20 protein-coding genes are annotated in these 17,531 nt (G+C 67.8%); 16 read left to right on the forward strand and 4 right to left on the reverse strand.

Features of this window, described 5'->3' with window-relative positions; translation table 11 throughout:
• Position 1 precedes the first annotated feature (1 nt).
• Genes PGN37_RS22085 through PGN37_RS22140 form a run of 12 tightly spaced genes read left to right on the forward strand, consistent with a single transcriptional unit; the run spans position 2 to position 9,535 of the window.
• Positions 2–616, forward strand: a complete 615-nt coding sequence (locus tag PGN37_RS22085) for a BMC domain-containing protein (protein WP_335333124.1) — start codon at positions 2–4, stop codon at positions 614–616.
• The gene (locus PGN37_RS22090; protein ID WP_335333125.1) at positions 613–1,110 is read left to right on the forward strand and encodes a hypothetical protein; all 498 of its coding nucleotides are present in this window, start codon (positions 613–615) and stop codon (positions 1,108–1,110) included. The genes PGN37_RS22085 and PGN37_RS22090 overlap by 4 nt, the downstream gene beginning before the upstream one ends.
• A complete protein-coding gene (locus tag PGN37_RS22095; protein WP_335333126.1) occupies positions 1,107–1,352 on the forward strand; it encodes a EutN/CcmL family microcompartment protein in 246 nt (81 codons plus the stop codon). The genes PGN37_RS22090 and PGN37_RS22095 overlap by 4 nt, the downstream gene beginning before the upstream one ends.
• A gap of 41 nt (positions 1,353–1,393) precedes the next feature.
• On the forward strand, positions 1,394–1,675 hold the full coding sequence (locus PGN37_RS22100; RefSeq protein WP_024447241.1) for a BMC domain-containing protein: 282 nt from the start codon (positions 1,394–1,396) through the stop codon (positions 1,673–1,675).
• A gap of 9 nt (positions 1,676–1,684) precedes the next feature.
• Positions 1,685–2,338: a microcompartment protein gene (locus PGN37_RS22105; protein WP_335333127.1), complete on the forward strand. Its 654-nt coding sequence runs from the start codon at positions 1,685–1,687 to the stop codon at positions 2,336–2,338.
• Positions 2,335–3,339: a phosphotransferase enzyme family protein gene (locus tag PGN37_RS22110; RefSeq protein WP_335333128.1), complete on the forward strand. Its 1,005-nt coding sequence runs from the start codon at positions 2,335–2,337 to the stop codon at positions 3,337–3,339. The genes PGN37_RS22105 and PGN37_RS22110 overlap by 4 nt, the downstream gene beginning before the upstream one ends.
• A gap of 17 nt (positions 3,340–3,356) precedes the next feature.
• A complete protein-coding gene (fabG, locus tag PGN37_RS22115; protein ID WP_335333129.1) occupies positions 3,357–4,136 on the forward strand; it encodes a 3-oxoacyl-ACP reductase FabG in 780 nt (259 codons plus the stop codon).
• Between the two features lie 50 nt (positions 4,137–4,186).
• Positions 4,187–4,963, forward strand: a complete 777-nt coding sequence (locus PGN37_RS22120) for a GntR family transcriptional regulator (protein WP_335333130.1) — start codon at positions 4,187–4,189, stop codon at positions 4,961–4,963.
• Positions 4,964–4,975: 12 nt separating this feature from the next.
• Positions 4,976–5,860, forward strand: coding sequence for a tRNA glutamyl-Q(34) synthetase GluQRS (gene gluQRS / locus PGN37_RS22125; RefSeq protein WP_335333131.1), 885 nt, complete (start codon positions 4,976–4,978; stop codon positions 5,858–5,860).
• 45 nt (positions 5,861–5,905) lie between these two features.
• Complete coding sequence (locus PGN37_RS22130) at positions 5,906–7,393, forward strand: ABC transporter permease subunit (protein ID WP_335333132.1); 1,488 nt, start codon at positions 5,906–5,908, stop codon at positions 7,391–7,393.
• Positions 7,394–7,395: 2 nt separating this feature from the next.
• Complete coding sequence (locus PGN37_RS22135; RefSeq protein ID WP_335333171.1) at positions 7,396–8,151, forward strand: amino acid ABC transporter ATP-binding protein; 756 nt, start codon at positions 7,396–7,398, stop codon at positions 8,149–8,151.
• 22 nt (positions 8,152–8,173) lie between these two features.
• A complete protein-coding gene (locus PGN37_RS22140) occupies positions 8,174–9,535 on the forward strand; it encodes a flavin monoamine oxidase family protein (RefSeq protein WP_335333133.1) in 1,362 nt (453 codons plus the stop codon).
• Positions 9,536–9,541: 6 nt separating this feature from the next.
• Here the strand turns inward: PGN37_RS22140 and PGN37_RS22145 are convergent, their stop codons facing one another.
• Both PGN37_RS22145 and tgt read right to left on the reverse strand, forming a co-directional pair.
• On the reverse strand, positions 9,542–10,768 hold the full coding sequence (locus PGN37_RS22145; RefSeq protein WP_335333134.1) for a cytochrome P450: 1,227 nt from the start codon (positions 10,766–10,768) through the stop codon (positions 9,542–9,544).
• 3 nt (positions 10,769–10,771) lie between these two features.
• Entirely contained in the window at positions 10,772–12,007 is a 1,236-nt protein-coding gene (tgt, locus tag PGN37_RS22150) for a tRNA guanosine(34) transglycosylase Tgt (protein ID WP_335333135.1), read from the reverse strand.
• A 171-nt stretch (positions 12,008–12,178) separates the two neighbouring features.
• Between tgt and PGN37_RS22155 the strand changes: the two genes are divergently transcribed.
• The 3 genes from PGN37_RS22155 to PGN37_RS22165 all read left to right on the forward strand — a co-directional run bounded on the left by PGN37_RS22155 (position 12,179) and on the right by PGN37_RS22165 (position 13,391).
• Positions 12,179–12,640: a lipoprotein LpqH gene (locus tag PGN37_RS22155; RefSeq protein ID WP_335333136.1), complete on the forward strand. Its 462-nt coding sequence runs from the start codon at positions 12,179–12,181 to the stop codon at positions 12,638–12,640.
• A gap of 79 nt (positions 12,641–12,719) precedes the next feature.
• Positions 12,720–13,091 (forward strand): hypothetical protein, encoded by a 372-nt coding sequence (locus tag PGN37_RS22160; RefSeq protein ID WP_335333137.1) that lies wholly within the window; start codon positions 12,720–12,722, stop codon positions 13,089–13,091.
• Positions 13,092–13,094: 3 nt separating this feature from the next.
• Entirely contained in the window at positions 13,095–13,391 is a 297-nt protein-coding gene (locus tag PGN37_RS22165; RefSeq protein WP_335333138.1) for a hypothetical protein, read from the forward strand.
• Here the strand turns inward: PGN37_RS22165 and PGN37_RS22170 are convergent, their stop codons facing one another.
• Both PGN37_RS22170 and PGN37_RS22175 read right to left on the reverse strand, forming a co-directional pair.
• Entirely contained in the window at positions 13,392–14,150 is a 759-nt protein-coding gene (locus PGN37_RS22170) for a DeoR/GlpR family DNA-binding transcription regulator (RefSeq protein WP_335333139.1), read from the reverse strand.
• Positions 14,151–14,160: 10 nt separating this feature from the next.
• Complete coding sequence (locus PGN37_RS22175; protein WP_335333140.1) at positions 14,161–16,140, reverse strand: PTS mannitol transporter subunit IICBA; 1,980 nt, start codon at positions 16,138–16,140, stop codon at positions 14,161–14,163.
• A 211-nt stretch (positions 16,141–16,351) separates the two neighbouring features.
• On the opposite strand from PGN37_RS22175, the gene PGN37_RS22180 reads away from it, so the two are divergent.
• The gene (locus PGN37_RS22180; RefSeq protein WP_335333141.1) at positions 16,352–17,437 is read left to right on the forward strand and encodes a zinc-dependent dehydrogenase; all 1,086 of its coding nucleotides are present in this window, start codon (positions 16,352–16,354) and stop codon (positions 17,435–17,437) included.
• The last annotated feature ends 94 nt before the right edge of the window (positions 17,438–17,531 follow it).

A 17,531-nucleotide genomic window follows, 5' to 3' on the forward strand; every position in this document is an offset into this window, starting at 1 on the left:
CGTGGCTGAACTGCGTTCGTTCATCTTCATCGATCGGCTCCAGCCGCAGACGATGTCGTATTTGGGCACCTGGATCAAGGGCGCCCTGCCGCGCGCCGGCGTGGCCGCTCAGATCATCGAAGTGGCACCGGGTCTGGACATCGAGGGCGTCACCGACGTCGCCCTCAAGCACGCCGAGGTGCAGGCCGGTGTGCTCGTCGTCGAGCGTCAGTTCGGCTATCTGGAGTTCCACGGCGACACCGATGCGGTGCAGTCCGCCGCCGATGCCGCGCTGGCCGAGCTCAGCCGGGACGGCGAGGCAACGGCTGAGCGCAAGCCGCCGCAGATCCTGGCCTCGCGCATCATCTCCAGCATCGACTCCCAGCACGCATTCCTGATCAACCGCAACAAGATCGGGTCCATGGTGCTGGCCGGGGAAACGCTCTACGTCCTCGAGGTGGCACCCGCGTCGTACGCGATCCTGGCCACCAACGAGGCCGAGAAAGCCGCCGACATCAAGGTCATCGACTTCCGCATGATCGGCGCCACGGGCCGGGTGTACCTGTCCGGAAGTGAGTCCGACATCCGTCAGGCCGGCGCGGCGGCCGAAGAGGCCTTGGCCCGGAGCGTACGGTGAGCATCGACCGCGGCGCGCTGCGCCAGATGGTGCGCGAGGTGATCCGAGAGTCCATCGGTGACCTCACCAGCGCACCGGCGCCCCGCCCCGTCCCACAGACCCCCACGCCCGCACCCGCATCCGCACCCGCACCGACCGGTCCCGTTGCCACCGGGCCGCTCGCCGCCGACGAGCGGTCGCGTGTGGACACCGTACGGATCGCGACCGACCGCGACCTCGACGTGTTCGTGCGGAACCTGCTGCGGCTGTTCGAGAATCCCAAGACCCGCGCCGACCTCAAACACGGCCGGCTGGCCTTCCGGCTGTCAGGCACACACCGTGCCGGCCCCGGCAGCAGCACCCGCGTCGACCGCGGCGCCGTCACCGAGCGGCAGATCGCCGATATCGCCGCGTCCGGTTCTTCCCTGGTGCTCGGCCCCCGCGCCGTACTCACCCCGCTGGCCCGCGAACGCGCCCGTGCGCTGGGCGTGACGATCCACAAGGAGCGAACATGATCCGTGGCACGGTCACCGGTCAGGTCTGGTCGACCCGACGCATCGACGGTCTGCCCGCCGGCGCCTTCCTCGAAGTCGAGGTCGACGGCTCCGGGTCGCGAATGATCGCCTTCGACGTCCTGGGCAGTGGCGTCGGCGAACACGTCCTCATCACTCAGGGCTCCGTCGCGGCGAGCTGGTTCACCGGCACACCCCCGCCCGTCGACGCCCTCATCATCGGCTCCATCGACGCCAACGAATAGCCCGAACACCCGTCATCACCACCCACACAAAAGGAGAAACCATGGCCAGCAACGCGATCGGCATGATCGAGACCAAGGGCTTCGTCGCGGCGCTCGCCGCAGCGGATGCGATGGTCAAGGCCGCCAACGTGACCATCACCGACCGCCAGCAGGTCGGCGACGGCTTGGTCGCCGTGATCGTCACCGGCGAGGTCGGTGCGGTCAAGGCCGCGACCGAGGCCGGCGCCGAAGCCGCCTCCCAGGTGGGCGAGCTCATCAGCGTGCACGTGATCCCGCGCCCGCACAACGAGCTCGGCGCGCACTTCTCCGTCGCCGCGCAGTAACCTCACCCGATGGCCGCCACCGACACACCGACACGGACCGACATCCGCGTCTACCTGCTCGTTGAGGACCTGCAGCAGCAGTTCGCCGCCTATCTCGGGACACCCACCCGCGCCAGGGGTTACCCGCCGTATGCCGGTGAGCACGCGCTCATCGTCGAGGTGTCACCGGCGCTGGCGATCGAGCGTGTGATAGATCTGGCGCTGCGCGAGGTGCCGGGAATCCAGCCCGGAATCCTGTACGTGGAGCGCCAGTTCGGGGTTCTCGAGATCCACTCGAGTGATCTGTCCGACGTGCGCCGTGCCGGTGAGGCGATTCTGAGCGGCACCAAGAGCTCGGCGTCCGATCAGCTGCGCCCGCGCGTGCTCTACCACGACGTGATCGACGACATCACCGACCAGCACGCGGTGATCCTCAACCGCAACCGTCAGGCCTCGATGGTGCTGCCCGGGCAGTCGCTGCTCGTCTACGAGATGACGCCCGCGCTGTTCGCCGCGGTGGCCGCCAACGAAGCCGAGCGTGCCGCACCTGGCCTGACTCTGGTGGACGTGCAGATGATCGGGGCTGCGGGCCGCCTCTACATCAGCGGCAGCACCACCGATGTGGTCACCGCGCGGGAGGCGATCACGACGGTGCTGCAGGGGATCGAGGGGCGGGACCATTGAGCGATGACCTCGGCGGTGACCTCGGCGGTGACGAGGTCGTCGCGCAGAAAGCACTCGAGGCGTTCGACCTGCCGCAGGGCTCGGCGCTGCGGCTGCTGAACCTCTCGGAGAACGCCACATTCGCGGTCGAGGAGCCCGGGTGCGGGCATCGGTCGATCCTTCGCGTGCACCGCAAGAACTACCACCGCGCCGATCAGATCGAGTCCGAGTTGACGTGGCTGGATGCGTTGCGCCGCGACAGCGACATCACCGTGCCGACGGTGGTGCCGACCCGAGACGGGCGCCGTGTGGTCACCGTCGAACACGACGGGTCGCAGCGCCACGTCGTGCACTTCGAGATGGTGCCCGGCGCAGAACCCGACGAGAATGCCCTCACCTCAACCGATTTCCACACCCTGGGCTGCATCACCGCCGCGTTGCACGATCATGCCCGCAGCTGGCAGCTCCCACCGGAGTTCAGCCGCTTCGCCTGGGACTGGGAACACAGCCTGGGTGACTCACCGAGGTGGGGACGCTGGCGCGACGCGATCGGCGTCGGTGAACACGAGGCCGGCACCCTCAGCCGAGCCACCCAGCTGCTGGGCCGCCGACTCGCCGAATACGGCACGGGCAGTGACACATTCGGCCTGGTACACGCCGATCTGAGACTGGCCAACCTACTCGTCGACGGCGACACCATCACGGTGATCGACTTCGACGACTGCGGATTCGGCTGGTACTTCTACGACTTCGGCACCGCGGTGTCGTTCTTCGAGGACCATCCCTCGGTCCCCGACTGGCAGGACGCCTGGGTCAGCGGCTACCGGACGCGCCGTGAGCTCACCGCCGCCGACGAGGACATGCTGGCCTCGTTCGTCCTGCTGCGCCGGTTGCTCCTGCTCGCCTGGATGGGCACCCACAGCCATTCCCGCGAATCGCAGGCGATTTCCGTGACCTACGCAGCGGGCAGCTGCGCGCTCGCCGAGAAGTACCTGTCCTCCGACGGTCACTCGCTGACCTGACACTCGAAAGGTTGTCCATGTTCACCTCCCTGCAGGGCCGTTCGGCCATCGTGACCGGCGGCAGCAAGGGCATCGGCCGCGGCATCGCCGAGACCTTCGCCCGGGCCGGCGTCAACGTCGTGATCACCGGACGCACCCAGGCCGACATCGACAGCACCGTCAGCGATCTCGCCGATCTGCCCGGCTCGGTCAGCGGTGTGACGGCCGATGTGACGAGCCCCGACGATTGCCGCGCCGCGGTGGCTACCGCCCTCGAACGCCACGGCGCGCTCGACATCGTGTGCGCCAACGCCGGGATCTTCCCGTCGGCGTCGCTGAGCGAGATGACCCCCGAAGACCTCGACAAGGTGCTCGACACCAACGTCAAGGGCACCTTCTACATCGTGCAGGCCGCACTGGAGCCACTGACCGCCAGCGGCCACGGCCGCATCGTGCTCACCTCGTCGATCACCGGTCCCATCACCGGTTTTCCCGGGTGGTCACACTACGGCGCGAGCAAGGCCGCACAGCTCGGGTTCCTCCGCACCGCGGCGATCGAATTGGCGCGCAAGAAGATCACGGTCAACGCGGTTCTGCCGGGCAACATCCTGACCGAGGGTCTGGTCGAGATGGGTGAGCAGTACATGAACCAGATGAAGGCCTCCATCCCGACCGGCACACTCGGTACGGTTGCCGACATCGGCAACGCCGCATTGTTCTTCGCCACGGATGAGGCCGCCTACATCACGGGGCAAACGCTCGTCGTCGACGGCGGCCAGATCCTGCCCGAATCACCAGAGGCGCTCGCCGACCTCTGAGGAGCACGTATCCTGATTTGGTCAGACCAAATTCAGGCGGGAGGGACGCGGTGGCCACGCATACCGAGGATCTGCGGCGCCGGATCGTGGCCGACATCAACGCGGGCGTGCCCGGCACCAAGCTCGGCAGCGAGCGTGAGCTCGCCGAGCGGTACCGCACCAGCCGGTCCAGCCTGCGCCAGGTCCTCGCCGCACTGGAGGAGGCGGGCCTGGTCGACCGGGTGATCGGACGGGCCGGCGGCATCTTCATCAGCCATGCCCAGGTGCAGCGCAGCCTCGGCGACGTCGTCGGTGTGCCCGCCTTCCTCGCCAGCCAGGGGTACGTCGCGGGAACCCGGGTGCTGTCCACCAGGATCTGCCCCGCCGACGCCACGTCACAGAAGGCGTTGAGCCTGTCATCCGAGGATTTCGTCATCGAAGTCCAGCGGGTGCGCCTCGCCGATGGTTCGCCGATCTCGTTGGAGCTGGCCCAGTTTCCCGCCGACGCGTTCCCCGGCCTACTCGAACAGCAGCTCGGCGGCTCACTGTACGAGATCCTCGAGAATCAGTACGGCCTGGTCGCCGCCCGGGCCGACGAACGTATCGAGGCGGTCAACGCGACCGGCGAGGAAGCCACCCTGCTGGGCATCAAACCCAAGTCGGCACTGCTGCTCATCACGCGCATCACCTACGACCAGCACGACACGCCGTGCGAATTCTCCCGCGACCTGTTCCGTGGCGATCGCACGCGCCTCGCGGTCACTGCGCAGGGCCGCGGCGTCGGGGTGGCGCCCGCGGTGGCGGCGGCGTCGGTCGCACTGCAGAGCCAGGACCGGCGCGCCGTCTGACACAGTGAACCGGTGACCAGTTCGACCGGCGCCGGCAGGTTCGCCCCGAGCCCGTCGGCGGACCTGCATCTTGGCAACCTGCGTACCGCGGTGCTGGCCTGGCTGTTCGCCCGCTCCACCGGCCGCGGGTTCCTGATGCGCGTCGAGGACCTCGACGACCGCACGCACACCGACATCGCCGCACGCCAACTCGAAGACCTGGCCGCCCTCGGCATCGACTGGGACGGCCCGGCCACCCGCCAGACCGACCACCCGCAGCGCTACGAGGCCGTCGTGGCGGACCTGGAGCGCCGCGGCCTTCTCTACGAGTGTTATTGCAGCCGAAGGGATATCGCGCAGGCGCCGCGTGCCCCGCACGCCCCCGAAGGGGCGTACCCGGGTACGTGCCGCGACCTCACCGGCGCCGAGCGGGCGCGGCGACGCACCGAGACCGGGCGGCCCCCGGCGCTGCGGCTGCGTACCGACGCGACCACCGCGACGGTGCACGACGTGTTGCACGGCGACTACACGGGACTGGTCGACGACTTCGTGGTTCGCCGCGGCGACGGGGTGCCCGCCTACAACCTGGCGGTGGTGGTCGACGACGCCGAGGCCGGGATCGACCAGGTGGTCCGCGGAGACGACCTGCTGTCGTCGTCGCCCCGCCAGACCTACCTCGCGAGGCTGCTCGGCCACCAGGAACCGGTGTACGCCCACGTCCCCCTCGTCCTCAACGCCGACGGCGCCCGGCTGGCCAAGCGCGACGGAGCGATCACCCTGGCCGAGATCGGGGTGGAGCAGGCGCTTGCTCTGATCGCCGACTCCCTCGGATACACGTCGTCGACCGTGGACGGCATGCTCGACGAATTCGATCCGGCGCGTCTACCTCGCGCACCGTGGGTATATCTGCCCGGGTGAGCAGAACCCTTTCGATCGACGGGCGGTGTTGCTAGCGTGCGCCCGATGCACCGACTACGCCGCGCATTGCCGGCGGTCCTCCTGCTCGCGGCGCTGGTACTCGCCGGGTGCGCCGGCTCGTCCGGCGGCGGAGACACCCCCATCAAGTCCTCCGGCGTGCTGCGGGTCGGCACCGAGGGGGTCTACGCCCCGTTCTCCTACCACGACGCCGCGACCGGGGAACTGGTCGGATACGACGTCGACGTGGCGCGCGCTGTCGGTGAGAAGCTCGGCGTCCGCGTCGAGTTCGTCGAGACGCCGTGGGATTCGATGTTCGCCGCGCTGGAGGCCAACCGCTTCGACGTGGTCGCCAACGAGGTCACGATCAATCCCGAGCGGCAGGCCAAATACGATCTGTCGCAGCCCTATTCAGTCGGAGAGGGTGTCATCGTCACCCGCGCCGACGACACCTCGATCACATCGACAGCGGATCTGAAGGGCAAGGTCGCGGCCGAGAACGCCACCAGCAACTGGTCGGAAGTCGCCCGCAAGGCCGGCGCCCGTGTCGAATCGGTCGAGGGCTTCACCCAGGCGATCACGCTGCTGAGCCAGGGCCGCGTCGACGTCGTCATCAACGACAGCATCGCGGTGTACGCGTATCTGGCCGAGACCAAGGACGCCTCGGTCAAGATCGCCGGCACCGTCGGGGAGAAGAGCGAGCAGGGCTTCGCGGCGCGTAAGGACAGCGGCATGCTGCCCGAGTTGAACACCGCCCTCGATCAGCTGCGCGCCGACGGCACACTGGCCCAGATCTCGCAGAAGTACCTCAACGCCAACGCCTCCGGAGCACCGGCTGCGGCCGGACAAGGGGCCGACACTGCACCCCAGACCCGGTCGACCTGGCAACTGGTCCGGGAGAACCTGTGGCCGCTGGCCAAAGCGGCGCTGACGATGACGATCCCGCTGACCGTGATCAGCTTCGCGCTGGGCTTGGTGATCGCCCTCGCGGTGGCGCTGGCTCGGCTGTCGTCGAATGTGGTGGCCAGCAACGTGGCGCGGTTCTACATCTCGGTGATCCGGGGAACTCCGCTGCTGGTGCAGTTGTTCATCGTGTTCTTCGCGCTACCGCAATTCGGCGTCAAGATCGATCCGTTCCCCGCCGCGGTGATCGCGTTCTCGCTCAACGTCGGCGGGTACGCCGCCGAGATCATCCGGTCGGCGATCCAGAGCATTCCGAAGGGCCAGTGGGAGGCGGCGCAGACCATCGGACTGGACTACACCGGGACCCTGCGTCGGATCATCCTGCCCCAGGCCACTCGCGTCGCGGTACCGCCGCTGTCGAACACACTGATCTCGCTGGTGAAGGACACCTCACTGGCGTCGACCATCCTCGTCACCGAACTCCTGCGGCAGGCCCAGATCATCGCAGCGCCGACGTTCGAGTTCTTTGCCCTCTACGGCACAGCGGCCGTCTACTACTGGGTGATCTGTCTCGTTCTGTCCTTCGGTCAGGCAAGAATCGAGCATCGACTGGAGAGGTACGTGGCCAGATGACGATGAGCGAAGACCGGATCGTCGCTTCCAGCGTGCGGAAGTCTTTCGGCCCGCTGGACGTGCTCAAGGATGTGTCGTTCACCGTGCCCCGCGGCTCGGCGACGACGATCATCGGCCCCTCTGGGTCGGGCAAGACCACGCTGCTGCGCACGCTCAACGCACTCGACGCACCCGACGCCGGCGTGATCCGCGTCGGCGACGTCGAGGTCGACTTCAACGCCCCTGTCGCGAAGAACCGGCTCCGGGAGTACCGGGCCCAGAGCGGCTTCGTGTTCCAGTCGCACAACCTGTTTCCGCACAAGACGGTGCTGGAGAACGTCATCGAGGGTCCGGTCGTCGCGCAGAAGCGCCCACGTGAGGAGGTCCGGGCGGAGGCGGTGACCCTGCTGGAGCAGGTGGGGTTGGCCGACAAGCGCGACCAGTATCCGTTCCAGCTCTCCGGCGGGCAGCAGCAGCGGGTCGGGATCGCCCGCGCGCTGGCGCTCAAGCCCAAGGTGGTGCTATTCGACGAACCCACCTCCGCGCTGGACCCCGAACTGGTCGGCGAGGTGCTCGCGGTCATCCGCGATCTGGCCGTCGAGGGCTGGACCCTGGTGATCGTCACCCACGAGATCCAGTTCGCCAAACAGGTTTCCGATCAGGTGCTGTTCACCGACGCCGGGGTCATCCTCGAGCAGGGGCCGCCCGCCTCGGTGCTCGGCGATCCGCAGCACGACCGCACCCGGCAGTTCCTGCAGCGAATTCTCAACCCGCTCTAGACCACCGTGAGAAGCTGTCGGCATGGCAGCACTCGAGGCGGACGTCGTCATCATCGGCGCGGGAATCTCCGGGTTGATCGCGGCCCGCACGGTCCTCGCCGCGGGCCTGACCCCGGTGATCCTGGAGGCCGACGAGCGCGTCGGGGGACGCGTCCTCACCGAGGAGGTGGCACCCGGCCTGCCGGTGGAGCTGGGCGCCCAGTGGATCGGCGACACTCACCACCGGATGTTCGCCCTGGCCGCCGAACTCGGGGTGCAGACCTACGAGCAGTACGACGAGGGCGAGACGTCTTACGAGCTGGTGGGCTCAGGTGTGTTGCGCGAGAACGAGTTCCATCGACGGTTCGGTGGTGAGCTCACCGAGCTGGAGAAGGTGCTGCGCCTGCTCGACGAGCTGGCGGCCGAGGTTCCGCCAGAGGCGCCATGGACGGCGCCGCGCGCCGCGGAGTGGGACGCGATCACCGCGGGCGCCTGGTACGACGGTCAGGGGCTCTCCCCGGTGGCGCGCACCCTGCTCGAGATCTGCACCGTGGGAATCCTCGCGGTGCCGACGGTCGAGGTGTCGTTCCTGCACCTGCTGTTCACGATCCAGACCTGCGGTGTGACCGCCGAACTGTTCGCCGAATCCGAGGGCGGCGCGCAGACGACCCGCTTCGTCGGCGGCACGGCCGAGATCCCGAATCGGTTGGCCGCCTTGGTCGAAAGCCATCTCGTGCTCGAGGCGCCGGTACAGCTGATCGAGCACACCGCCGACAATGTGACCGTGCACTGCCGCGGCGGCCGTACGGCCCGCGCGCGGCGGGTGATCGTGGCGATCTCGCCGATGCTGGCGGGCCGGATTTCCTACGACCCGCCGCTGTCGGGCTATCGCGACCAGCTCACCCAGCGCATGCCGAATTCCGCTGCGATGAAGGCATTTTTCGTCTATGACGAGCCGTTCTGGCGCGCCGACGGCCAGAACGGCCAGCTGATCTCCGACATCGGACCCGCGCGGATGTCGAACGACACCTGCATCCCCGGCGACGACCGCGGCGTGATCCTGCTGTTCCTCGAGGGTGAGCAGGCGCGCACGCATCTGCACTGGTCCGAGGAGGACCGGCGGGCGGCGCTCACCGCGGAACTGGTCCGCCACTACGGTGACCGGGCGGCACACCCCGAGTTCTACATCGACGGCGAATGGGGCAGCCGGCAGTGGACGCGCGGCTGCTACAACGCCAACTGCGGACCGCTCGTGTGGACCACCTACGGTTCCGCGCTCGCCGAACCGATCGGCGTCATCCACTGGGCGTCCACCGACACCGCGACCCACTGGAGCGCCTACATGGAGGGGGCAGTCGAGGCCGGCGAGCGCGCCGCCGGCGAGGTCATCGCTGCACTCAGTTAGCCTGCGTCACAACGTGATCGACAGCTCCTCCATGCCCCGCAGGGTGACGTTCGGCTTGTAAGACGGCTCGGAGGTCAGTCGTGCGTCCGGGAAGCGCGCGGTCATAGCGGTCAGCGCCACGGTGGCCTCCAGACGCGCCAGCGGAGCCCCGATGCAGAAGTGCGGGCCCTTGCCGAACCCGAGGTGGCGGATCGCCGGGCGGTCCGGATCGAACTCATCCGGGCGCTCCGTCGCAGCCGGATCACGGTGAGCGGCAGCCAACAGGAGCAGCATGTTGTCACCTCGCGGGATGGTCGTGTCCCCGATCGCCATGTCCTCCCCCGCCACCCGGCCGATCAGCTGCACCGGCGGGTCGTACCGCAACGTCTCCTCGATCACGGTGGCGGCCCGGTCCGGATCGCGGGACAGCGCGGCCCACTGGCCGGGGTGGCGCAGAAGCGCCAGCGTCGCGTTGGCGATCAGGTTCACCGTCGTCTCGTGCCCGGCGATCAACAGCAGATTGCACGTGGCGATGATCTCGTCCTCGGTCAACACGTCGCCGGCCTCTTCGACCGCGACCAGTGCCGACATCAAGTCCTCGCCCGGCTCGCGCCGCCGGTCGGCGACCAGGCCGCGCAGGTACTCGCGCAACCATTGACCCGCCCGCAGGCGCTCCTCGAGTCCGTTGCCGGCGGCCCCGGTGATCGTCACGAACGGATCCAGGGACTGGGCGAGCAGGGCCGAGGCCGCACGGAAGCGTGGCTCGTCCTCGACCGGCACGCCCAGCAGACGGCAGATCACCGCGACCGGCAGCGGGTGGGCAAGCCCGGAGATCGCGTCGAAAGGACTCGTCGCCTCGTCGAGCAGGTCGTTCACCAGGCGTGTGATGTCGGGTTCGAGCTCGCGGATCACTTTCGGGACGAACGCTTTACTCACCAGCCGGCGCAGCCGGGTGTGGTCGGGCGGGTCGAGGAAGAGGAAGCCGGGCGGTCCCAGAGGGCGCGCCGGGGCTCCGTCGGCAATCGCGCGTTGCGCCACCGTGGACTTCAGACGATCGCTGCATGCGGCGGGATGACGCAGCACCTCGTCACAGTCGGCGTAGGACGAGAACACCGCGAGGTTGTGGCCGGGGAACAGCAGGGGGCCGTGAGCGCGCAGACCCGCGTAGAGCGGATACGGGTCGGCGCGGTGAGCGGGGTCGAGGAGTTCGCGCAGCAGGACGTCCGGCGCCTCGTCCGTCGTGCCTGAAGTCATGCCCTATTGTGCGCGCGCCGAGTAGTACCGCCCGAGGACGTGGTCGCGCAGCTCGTCGAACCGGCCGTCGATGATGGCCGCGCGGATGTCGTCGACCAAGCGGACCACGAAGCGCTCGTTGTGGATCGTCGCGAGCGTCGAGGCGAGGATCTCCTTGGCCTTGAACAGGTGGTGCAGATAGGCCCGTGTGTAGTGCGCGCACGTGTAGCAGTCACACTCGGCGTCGAGCGGGGTGAAGTCGCGGCGGTAGCGCGACCCGGTGATGTTGTAGCGGCCGTCCGCCGAGTAGATCGCGGCGTTGCGTGCCACCCGCGAGGGCGAGACACAGTCGAACGTGTCCGCCCCGGCCTCGACCGCCGCGAACAGGTCGTCGGGCTCGCTGATGCCGAGCAGATGCCGCGGCTTGTCGTCCGGCAGCTCGCTGGTGACCCAGCCGACGATGGTGGCCAGATTCTGCTTCTCCAGCGCGCCGCCGATCCCGTACCCGGCGAAACCGACACCGTCGTCGTCGACGATCTCGGTCAGCCCGCGCGCAGCTTGGCGGCGCAGGTCCTCGTACTGGGCGCCCTGCACCACACCGAACAGGGCCTGCGGGGGCTTGTCTGCGCGAACCGCCGTCAACCGGCGATGCTCGGCCAGGCACCGCTGCGCCCACCGGTGCGTGCGCTGCACCGACTGCTCCTGGTAGCGGCGGGTGTTCACCAGCGTGGTCAGCTCGTCGAACGCGAAGATGATGTCGGCGCCGAGCTGATGCTGGATGCCGATCGACACCTCCGGGGTGAACCGGTGGGTCGATCCGTTGAGATGCGAGCGGAAGGTCACGCCGTCGTCGTCGACGTGGGCGAGCCGCTGCTTGCCCTCGGCGATCACGTCGTCGGTCTGCACCCGCGTGGTGTCCATCGCCAGGACCTTCTTGAACCCGACGCCCAGCGACATCACCTGGAAGCCCCCACTGTCGGTGAAGGTGGGGCCCGGCCAGTTCATGAAGGTGCCCAACCCGCCGGCCTCGTCCACGATGTCCGACCCGGGCTGCAGGTAGAGGTGATAGGCGTTGGCCAGGATCGCCTGCGCGCCAATATTTTTCATGGCCTCCGGGAGCACCGCCTTGACGGTGGCCTGGGTGCCGACGGCGATGAACGCCGGAGTGCGGATCTCGCCGTGCGGGGTGTGGATCACGCCGGCCCGGCCCGCACGCCCTGGCAACTCCGCGTCGACGCTGAAGAACGTGGGAGGCGGCATGGACGTCGATTCTTCCATTGCCGGGAATCGTGGCCCTGCGGGCCGAGTCTGAGTATCGGCTGGCTCCCGGCTGTGTCACATTTTCGTAATACGGCTCGCCCGGTCCGGCCCGCCACCCATACTGACCGCGGCGATCCACCGGCGGATCGCACGACATGAAGGAGAACCGTGATGAAGCGTGAAATCCTGGTCGCCGCTGGCGGCGCAGCGATCCTCATCGCCGGCCTGTCAGGCTGTTCTTCCGAGAAGAAGTCCGAGACATCAGGAGAGACCTCGTCGGTCGCGGCGGCGCAGGGCAAGTCCACCGTCACCATCGACGGCAACGACCAGGCGATCGAGGGCAACGTGGTCTGCACCGACGCGGGCGGCAACACCAACATCGCGATCGGCAACCCGACCGGCGGCGTCGGTGCGGTGGTCACCACGGGTGACAGCCCGTCGGTGGTGTCGGTCGCACTCGGCAACGTCAACGGCGTGACGCTGGGTTACGCCAGCGCCGCGGGCCAGGGCGAGGCCAAGGTCGAGAAGGACGACAAGACCTACAAGATCTCGGGCAACGCCACCGGCATCGACATGGCCAACCCGATGCAACCGGTCACCAAGCCGTTCGAGATCGAGGTGAGCTGCCCCTGACCCGTCGGGGCGCGCTTTATCCGGCCAATGCCGGCAAAGCCCGCTCGGGATGACGGGCGGACCACTTAGGCTGCAGGGCATGAAAGGTCTGCTCGCACTTGCCGGTGGTCTGCTCGTCGCTCCGATCCTGGGCCTCGGCGGGGGAACCGCCGCGGCGTCGCCTGGCGCCTGCGACGACGCCTCGTGCGTTCCCTACGTCGATCGCGGCGTGCACGTCGGCGGCGAGTGCAACCAGGCCACCCGTTACAACTTCGGCCTGGATGCCAGCGGTAACACGCTGGCGTGCGGTTCGAAGCGCATGTGGGTGTCGTTCCCGCCGCTGGAAGGCGTACGTCTGCTGCGCTCACCGTGCGGCAGCACGACCGGCGTGGCTCAGTCTCCCGACGGCGTGCCGCTCAAGTGCGCGGCCGGTGCGTGGAGTGCCGATTACTCCGTGATGTTCTACGGCTGAGGCATGGACACCGACGGCGATTACGACGACCCGGGGCCTGACAACACACTCGGTCCGAGTGAGTCACTGGACTCCGACGAGGTGCGCAACGACGACGGCGACATCGTCGTCGATCCGCCGGATCAGTGGATCGACGCCGAGGAGGACGAGAGCCTCGACGAACGACTCGCTGCCGAGGAGCCCGATGTGCTGCCGCCGCCCGACCCCGAGGTGCGGACCGACCGCCGCACACTCGGTCAGATCGACGGCACCCCTGAAGACGGCGACTCGTTTTATACCGTCGTCGACAACGACGAGTGACTAGGCGCGGAGCACGACGGGACCCATCGCCTCGTACCGGCGGGCCTGCGCCGTGTCGAGTTCGGCTCCACTGACGATCGATTCGAAGTCGGACACCTTCGCGAAGCGACAGAAGCTGCTCTCGCCGAATTTCGAGTGCGCGGCCACCAGGATGGGTCGCCGCGCCACCTGTACCGCGGTGCTCTTGACGGCGGCCACCGCCGGATCGGGCGTCGTGAGCCCGTGTTCGAGGGAGATCCCGTTGGTGCCGAGGAACGCCACGTCGATCACCAGACCGGAGAGCATGTCGACAGCCCAGTGATCGACGGTGGCCAGAGTCCTCCCCCGCATGCGGCCGCCGAGGAGCAGGACGGTGACGGTGCGACTGTGTGCCAGCGCCTCGGCCACCAGCAGTGACGACGTCACGACCGTCAGCTCCTCTTCGGCCAGCCGTTCGGCGATCAGCCGGGGTGTGAATCCCTCGTCCAGATAGACGGTTTCGGCCCCGTGGAGCAACTCGGTGGCAGCGATCGCGATGCGGTGCTTCTGTGCGAGATCGACCTGGCTTCGGTACTCCACACCCGACTCGAACGACGCCGTCTCCAGAGGCACCGCGCCGCCGTGCACCCGCTTGAGCAGCCGGCGACCGGCGAGCACCTTGAGATCCCGGCGGATGGTCTCGCTCGCGACGTCGAGCTCTGTCGCAAGCGAGGCCACCTCGACCCGTCCACGGGTGCGGGCGAACTCGACGATCCTGCTCTGGCGGGTGTCGGAATCCACCGACGTCACGCTAGTCGGCTGAGGTCAGGATCGCCTTGATCTCCTCGGCCGTCGTGGCCTCCCGCAGCCGGGCGACGTCGTCGGCCTTGAGGAACACCTGCGCGATCTTCGTCAGCAGCGCCATGTGATCCTTTCCGGCACCGGCGATCCCGACCACGAACTCGGCCGGCTTACCGTTCCAGTCGATCGGCTCGGGGTAACGCACGAACGACAGCCCGGTGCGCCGGATGGCGTCCTTGGCCTCGTTGGTGCCGTGGGGAATCGCCAGACCGTTGCCCATGTAGGTCGACACCGAGCTCTCCCGGTCGTGCATCGCGGTGACGTAGGCCTGCTCGACCGCGCCTGCGGCAACCAGCAATTGGCCCGCTTCGTCGATGGCGTCGGCAGCGCTGCGGGCGGTGCCGGCGAGCACGATCGAGTCCAGCGACAGCACGTCCCCGTCGGTGGCCGGGGCTGGCTCGTCGGGTACCGGTGTCGCGTCGGCGCCGCCTGCCCCGTTGGTCTCGGCCAGCGTGCCGACTATTTCGTCGTAGCGGGGGCTGCCCATGAAGTCGTCGACGGAGACATGCATGGCCGACGGCGTGCGCTGGCGGGCGCGATCGGTCAGATCGCGGTGGGACACGACGAGGTCGTAAGTGTCGGTCAGATTGGAGATCGCCGAGTTCGACACCTTAACGTCACCGAAGCCCGCACTCTGGATCTTCCTGCGCAGCACCGACGCACCCATGGCCGACGAGCCCATACCGGCATCGCAGGCGAACACGATCGTGTGGATGGGTCCCGCTTTTGTCGCGACCCCGCCGACGAGAGCCGAAGCGACGCTGGACTTCTTGCCCTTCATCGACTCCATGCTGGCCGTCGCGGCCGCCAGGTCGGGCTCGTCGGTGTCCTTGTCGGTCTTCAGCAGGAACGCGGCGACCGCGAACGACACCGCGGTGGCGCCCAGCACGGCCAGCGTCACCCCGAGGAAGCTGTTGCCCGGCGTCTGTGCGTAGATCGCGATGATCGATCCCGGCGCGGCAGGTGCACGCAGCCCCGAGCCGAACAGCACGTTGATGAACACGCCGGTCATGCCGCCGAGGATGGTGGCGGCGAGCAGCTTGGGCTTCATCAGGACGTACGGGAAGTAGATCTCGTGGATGCCGCCGAAGAACTGGATGATCGCCGCACCGGGGGCAGAGGCCCGCGCCGCACCGCGACCGAAGAACATGAACGCCAACAGCACACCGAGCCCGGGGCCGGGGTTGGTCTCCAGCAGGAACAGGATGGACTTGCCGGTCTCGAGGGCCTGCGTGGTGCCCAACGGGGTGAGCACGCCGTGGTTGATGGCGTTGTTGAGGAACAGCACCTTCGCCGGCTCGATCAGGATCGAGGTCAGCGGCAACAGGTCGTTGTCGACGAGGAAGTCGACGGCGTTGCCTGCGCCGCGGGTGAATGCCGAGACGATCGGGCCGACGCCGAAGAAGCCCACGATCGCGAGCAGCATGCCAAGGATGCCGGCGGAGAAGTTGTCGACCAGCATCTCGAAACCGGGCCGGACCTTGCCTTCCCACAGTGCGTCCAGCTTCTTCATGCACCAGCCACCGAGCGGGCCCATCAGCATGGCGCCCATGAACATCGGCACATCGGAGCCGGTCACCACGCCGATGGTGGCGATCGCGCCGACGACGGCACCGCGATTGCCGTGCACCATCCGGCCGCCGGTGTAGCCGATCAGGATCGGCAGCAGGTAGGTGATCATCGGGCCGACGATGCCGCCGCCGTCGTAGGAACCCCATCCGCCGATGTGGGCGACCCACCCGTCCGGGTTCTTCAGGGCCGAGAAGATGCCCTGGAGCCAGCCCTGCTCGATGAACAGCGCGGTGATCAGACCCCACGCGATGAACGCCCCGATATTGGGCATGACCATGTTGGACAGTGCGGTGCCGAATTTCTGGACGCGCACCCGCGCCCCGGCACGGGGCGGTGTGTCCTGGGTTGCTGTTGACATGGAGCTCCTCCGATTCTCGCCGGTGACGCCGGTCACATGGTCAAGTAGACCGCACAAACGGGCATCTACGCAAGGACTCGGGCATATTCGGTCAAGATATGTGGTGGTTTTATGCCCGGATCGCGGATAGAGTGCTGAATAGCACACCAACCGAGCACACCAACCGAGCACACCACTCGAGCATGTCGGCGAAACCGAGAGGACACCCACGATGAAGGCACTGCGCTTCTACGCCCCCGAAGACGTCCGACTGGAAGACGTGCCGGAACCAGACTGCGCACCCGACGAGGTGAAGCTGCGCGTACGCAACTGTTCGACCTGCGGCACCGACGTCAAGATCTTCTACAACGGCCACCAGAACCTGACGCCGCCGCGCACGATCGGACACGAGATCGCCGGCGAGATCGTCGAGGTGGGTTCGGAGGTGAACGCCACCTACGGCAGCAGCTGGGAGGTCGGCGACCGCGTGCAGGTGATCGCCGCGGTGCCGTGCGGCGAATGCTACGAGTGCCGCAAGGGCTGGATGGCGGTGTGCCAGAACCAGACGTCGATGGGCTACCAGTACGACGGCGGGTTCGCCGAATACATGATCGTGCCGCGCCAGGTGCTCAAAGTCGATGGCCTGAACCGCATTCCGGACAATGTCGGCTTCGACGAGGCATCGGCTGCCGAGCCGTTCGCCTGCGCCATCAACGCCCAGGAGCTGCTCGGCATCGAGGAGGGCGACACCGTCGTGGTGTTCGGCGCCGGCCCCATCGGCTGCATGCACATCCGCATCGCACGTGGCGTGCACAATTGCGGGCCGGTGTATCTGGTCGACGTGAACGCCCCCCGCCTGCAGATGTCCGCCGATGCCGTCGCCCCCGACGAGATCATCAACGGCGCCGAGGTCGACGTCGTCGAGCGCGTCATGGAACTCACCGGCGGTCGCGGCGCCGATGTCGTCATCACCGCGACGGCCGCCAATGTTGCTCAGGAGCAAGCCATTTCGATGGCTGCACGCAATGGTCGCATCTCGTTCTTCGGCGGGTTGCCGAAGACGAACCCGACGATCACCTGCGACTCCAACCTGGTGCACTACCGGCAGCTGCACATCCACGGCGCCAACGGCTCCGCCCCCGAGCACAACAAGCGGGCGCTGGAGTACATCTCGAGCGGACAGGTTCCGGTCAAGGACCTCATCACCCGTCACATCCCGCTCGACGACGTGCTGGAGGCGTTCCAGATCGTCAAGAACGGCGAAGCGATCAAGGTGACGGTCGAGCCCGTCCCGGCCGAGGTGCCCGCCGGCGTGTGACGTGATCGGCACGACCGACTCGTGACGGCGTGTTTCAAAAGCGGACCGTTCAGGTACTCCCCTCGCAACGGCCCGACCCCCGGGCTGGAATTGA

The sequence above is a fragment of the Mycobacterium kyogaense genome (assembly GCF_036946525.1).
GTDB lineage: Bacteria > Actinomycetota > Actinomycetes > Mycobacteriales > Mycobacteriaceae > Mycobacterium > Mycobacterium kyogaense_A.

Coding starts and splice junctions, on each gene's coding strand:
- PGN37_RS22095 (WP_335333126.1), top strand. CDS start 1,107: ATGATCCGTGGCACGGTCACCGGTCAGGTCTGGTCGACCCGACGCATC.
- PGN37_RS22100 (WP_024447241.1), top strand. CDS start 1,394: ATGGCCAGCAACGCGATCGGCATGATCGAGACCAAGGGCTTCGTCGCG.
- PGN37_RS22105 (WP_335333127.1), top strand. CDS start 1,685: ATGGCCGCCACCGACACACCGACACGGACCGACATCCGCGTCTACCTG.
- fabG (WP_335333129.1), top strand. CDS start 3,357: ATGTTCACCTCCCTGCAGGGCCGTTCGGCCATCGTGACCGGCGGCAGC.
- PGN37_RS22130 (WP_335333132.1), top strand. CDS start 5,906: ATGCACCGACTACGCCGCGCATTGCCGGCGGTCCTCCTGCTCGCGGCG.
- PGN37_RS22135 (WP_335333171.1), top strand. CDS start 7,396: ATGAGCGAAGACCGGATCGTCGCTTCCAGCGTGCGGAAGTCTTTCGGC.
- PGN37_RS22140 (WP_335333133.1), top strand. CDS start 8,174: ATGGCAGCACTCGAGGCGGACGTCGTCATCATCGGCGCGGGAATCTCC.
- PGN37_RS22145 (WP_335333134.1), bottom strand. CDS start 10,768: ATGACTTCAGGCACGACGGACGAGGCGCCGGACGTCCTGCTGCGCGAA.
- tgt (WP_335333135.1), bottom strand. CDS start 12,007: ATGCCGCCTCCCACGTTCTTCAGCGTCGACGCGGAGTTGCCAGGGCGT.
- PGN37_RS22155 (WP_335333136.1), top strand. CDS start 12,179: ATGAAGCGTGAAATCCTGGTCGCCGCTGGCGGCGCAGCGATCCTCATC.
- PGN37_RS22160 (WP_335333137.1), top strand. CDS start 12,720: ATGAAAGGTCTGCTCGCACTTGCCGGTGGTCTGCTCGTCGCTCCGATC.
- PGN37_RS22165 (WP_335333138.1), top strand. CDS start 13,095: ATGGACACCGACGGCGATTACGACGACCCGGGGCCTGACAACACACTC.
- PGN37_RS22175 (WP_335333140.1), bottom strand. CDS start 16,140: ATGTCAACAGCAACCCAGGACACACCGCCCCGTGCCGGGGCGCGGGTG.
- PGN37_RS22180 (WP_335333141.1), top strand. CDS start 16,352: ATGAAGGCACTGCGCTTCTACGCCCCCGAAGACGTCCGACTGGAAGAC.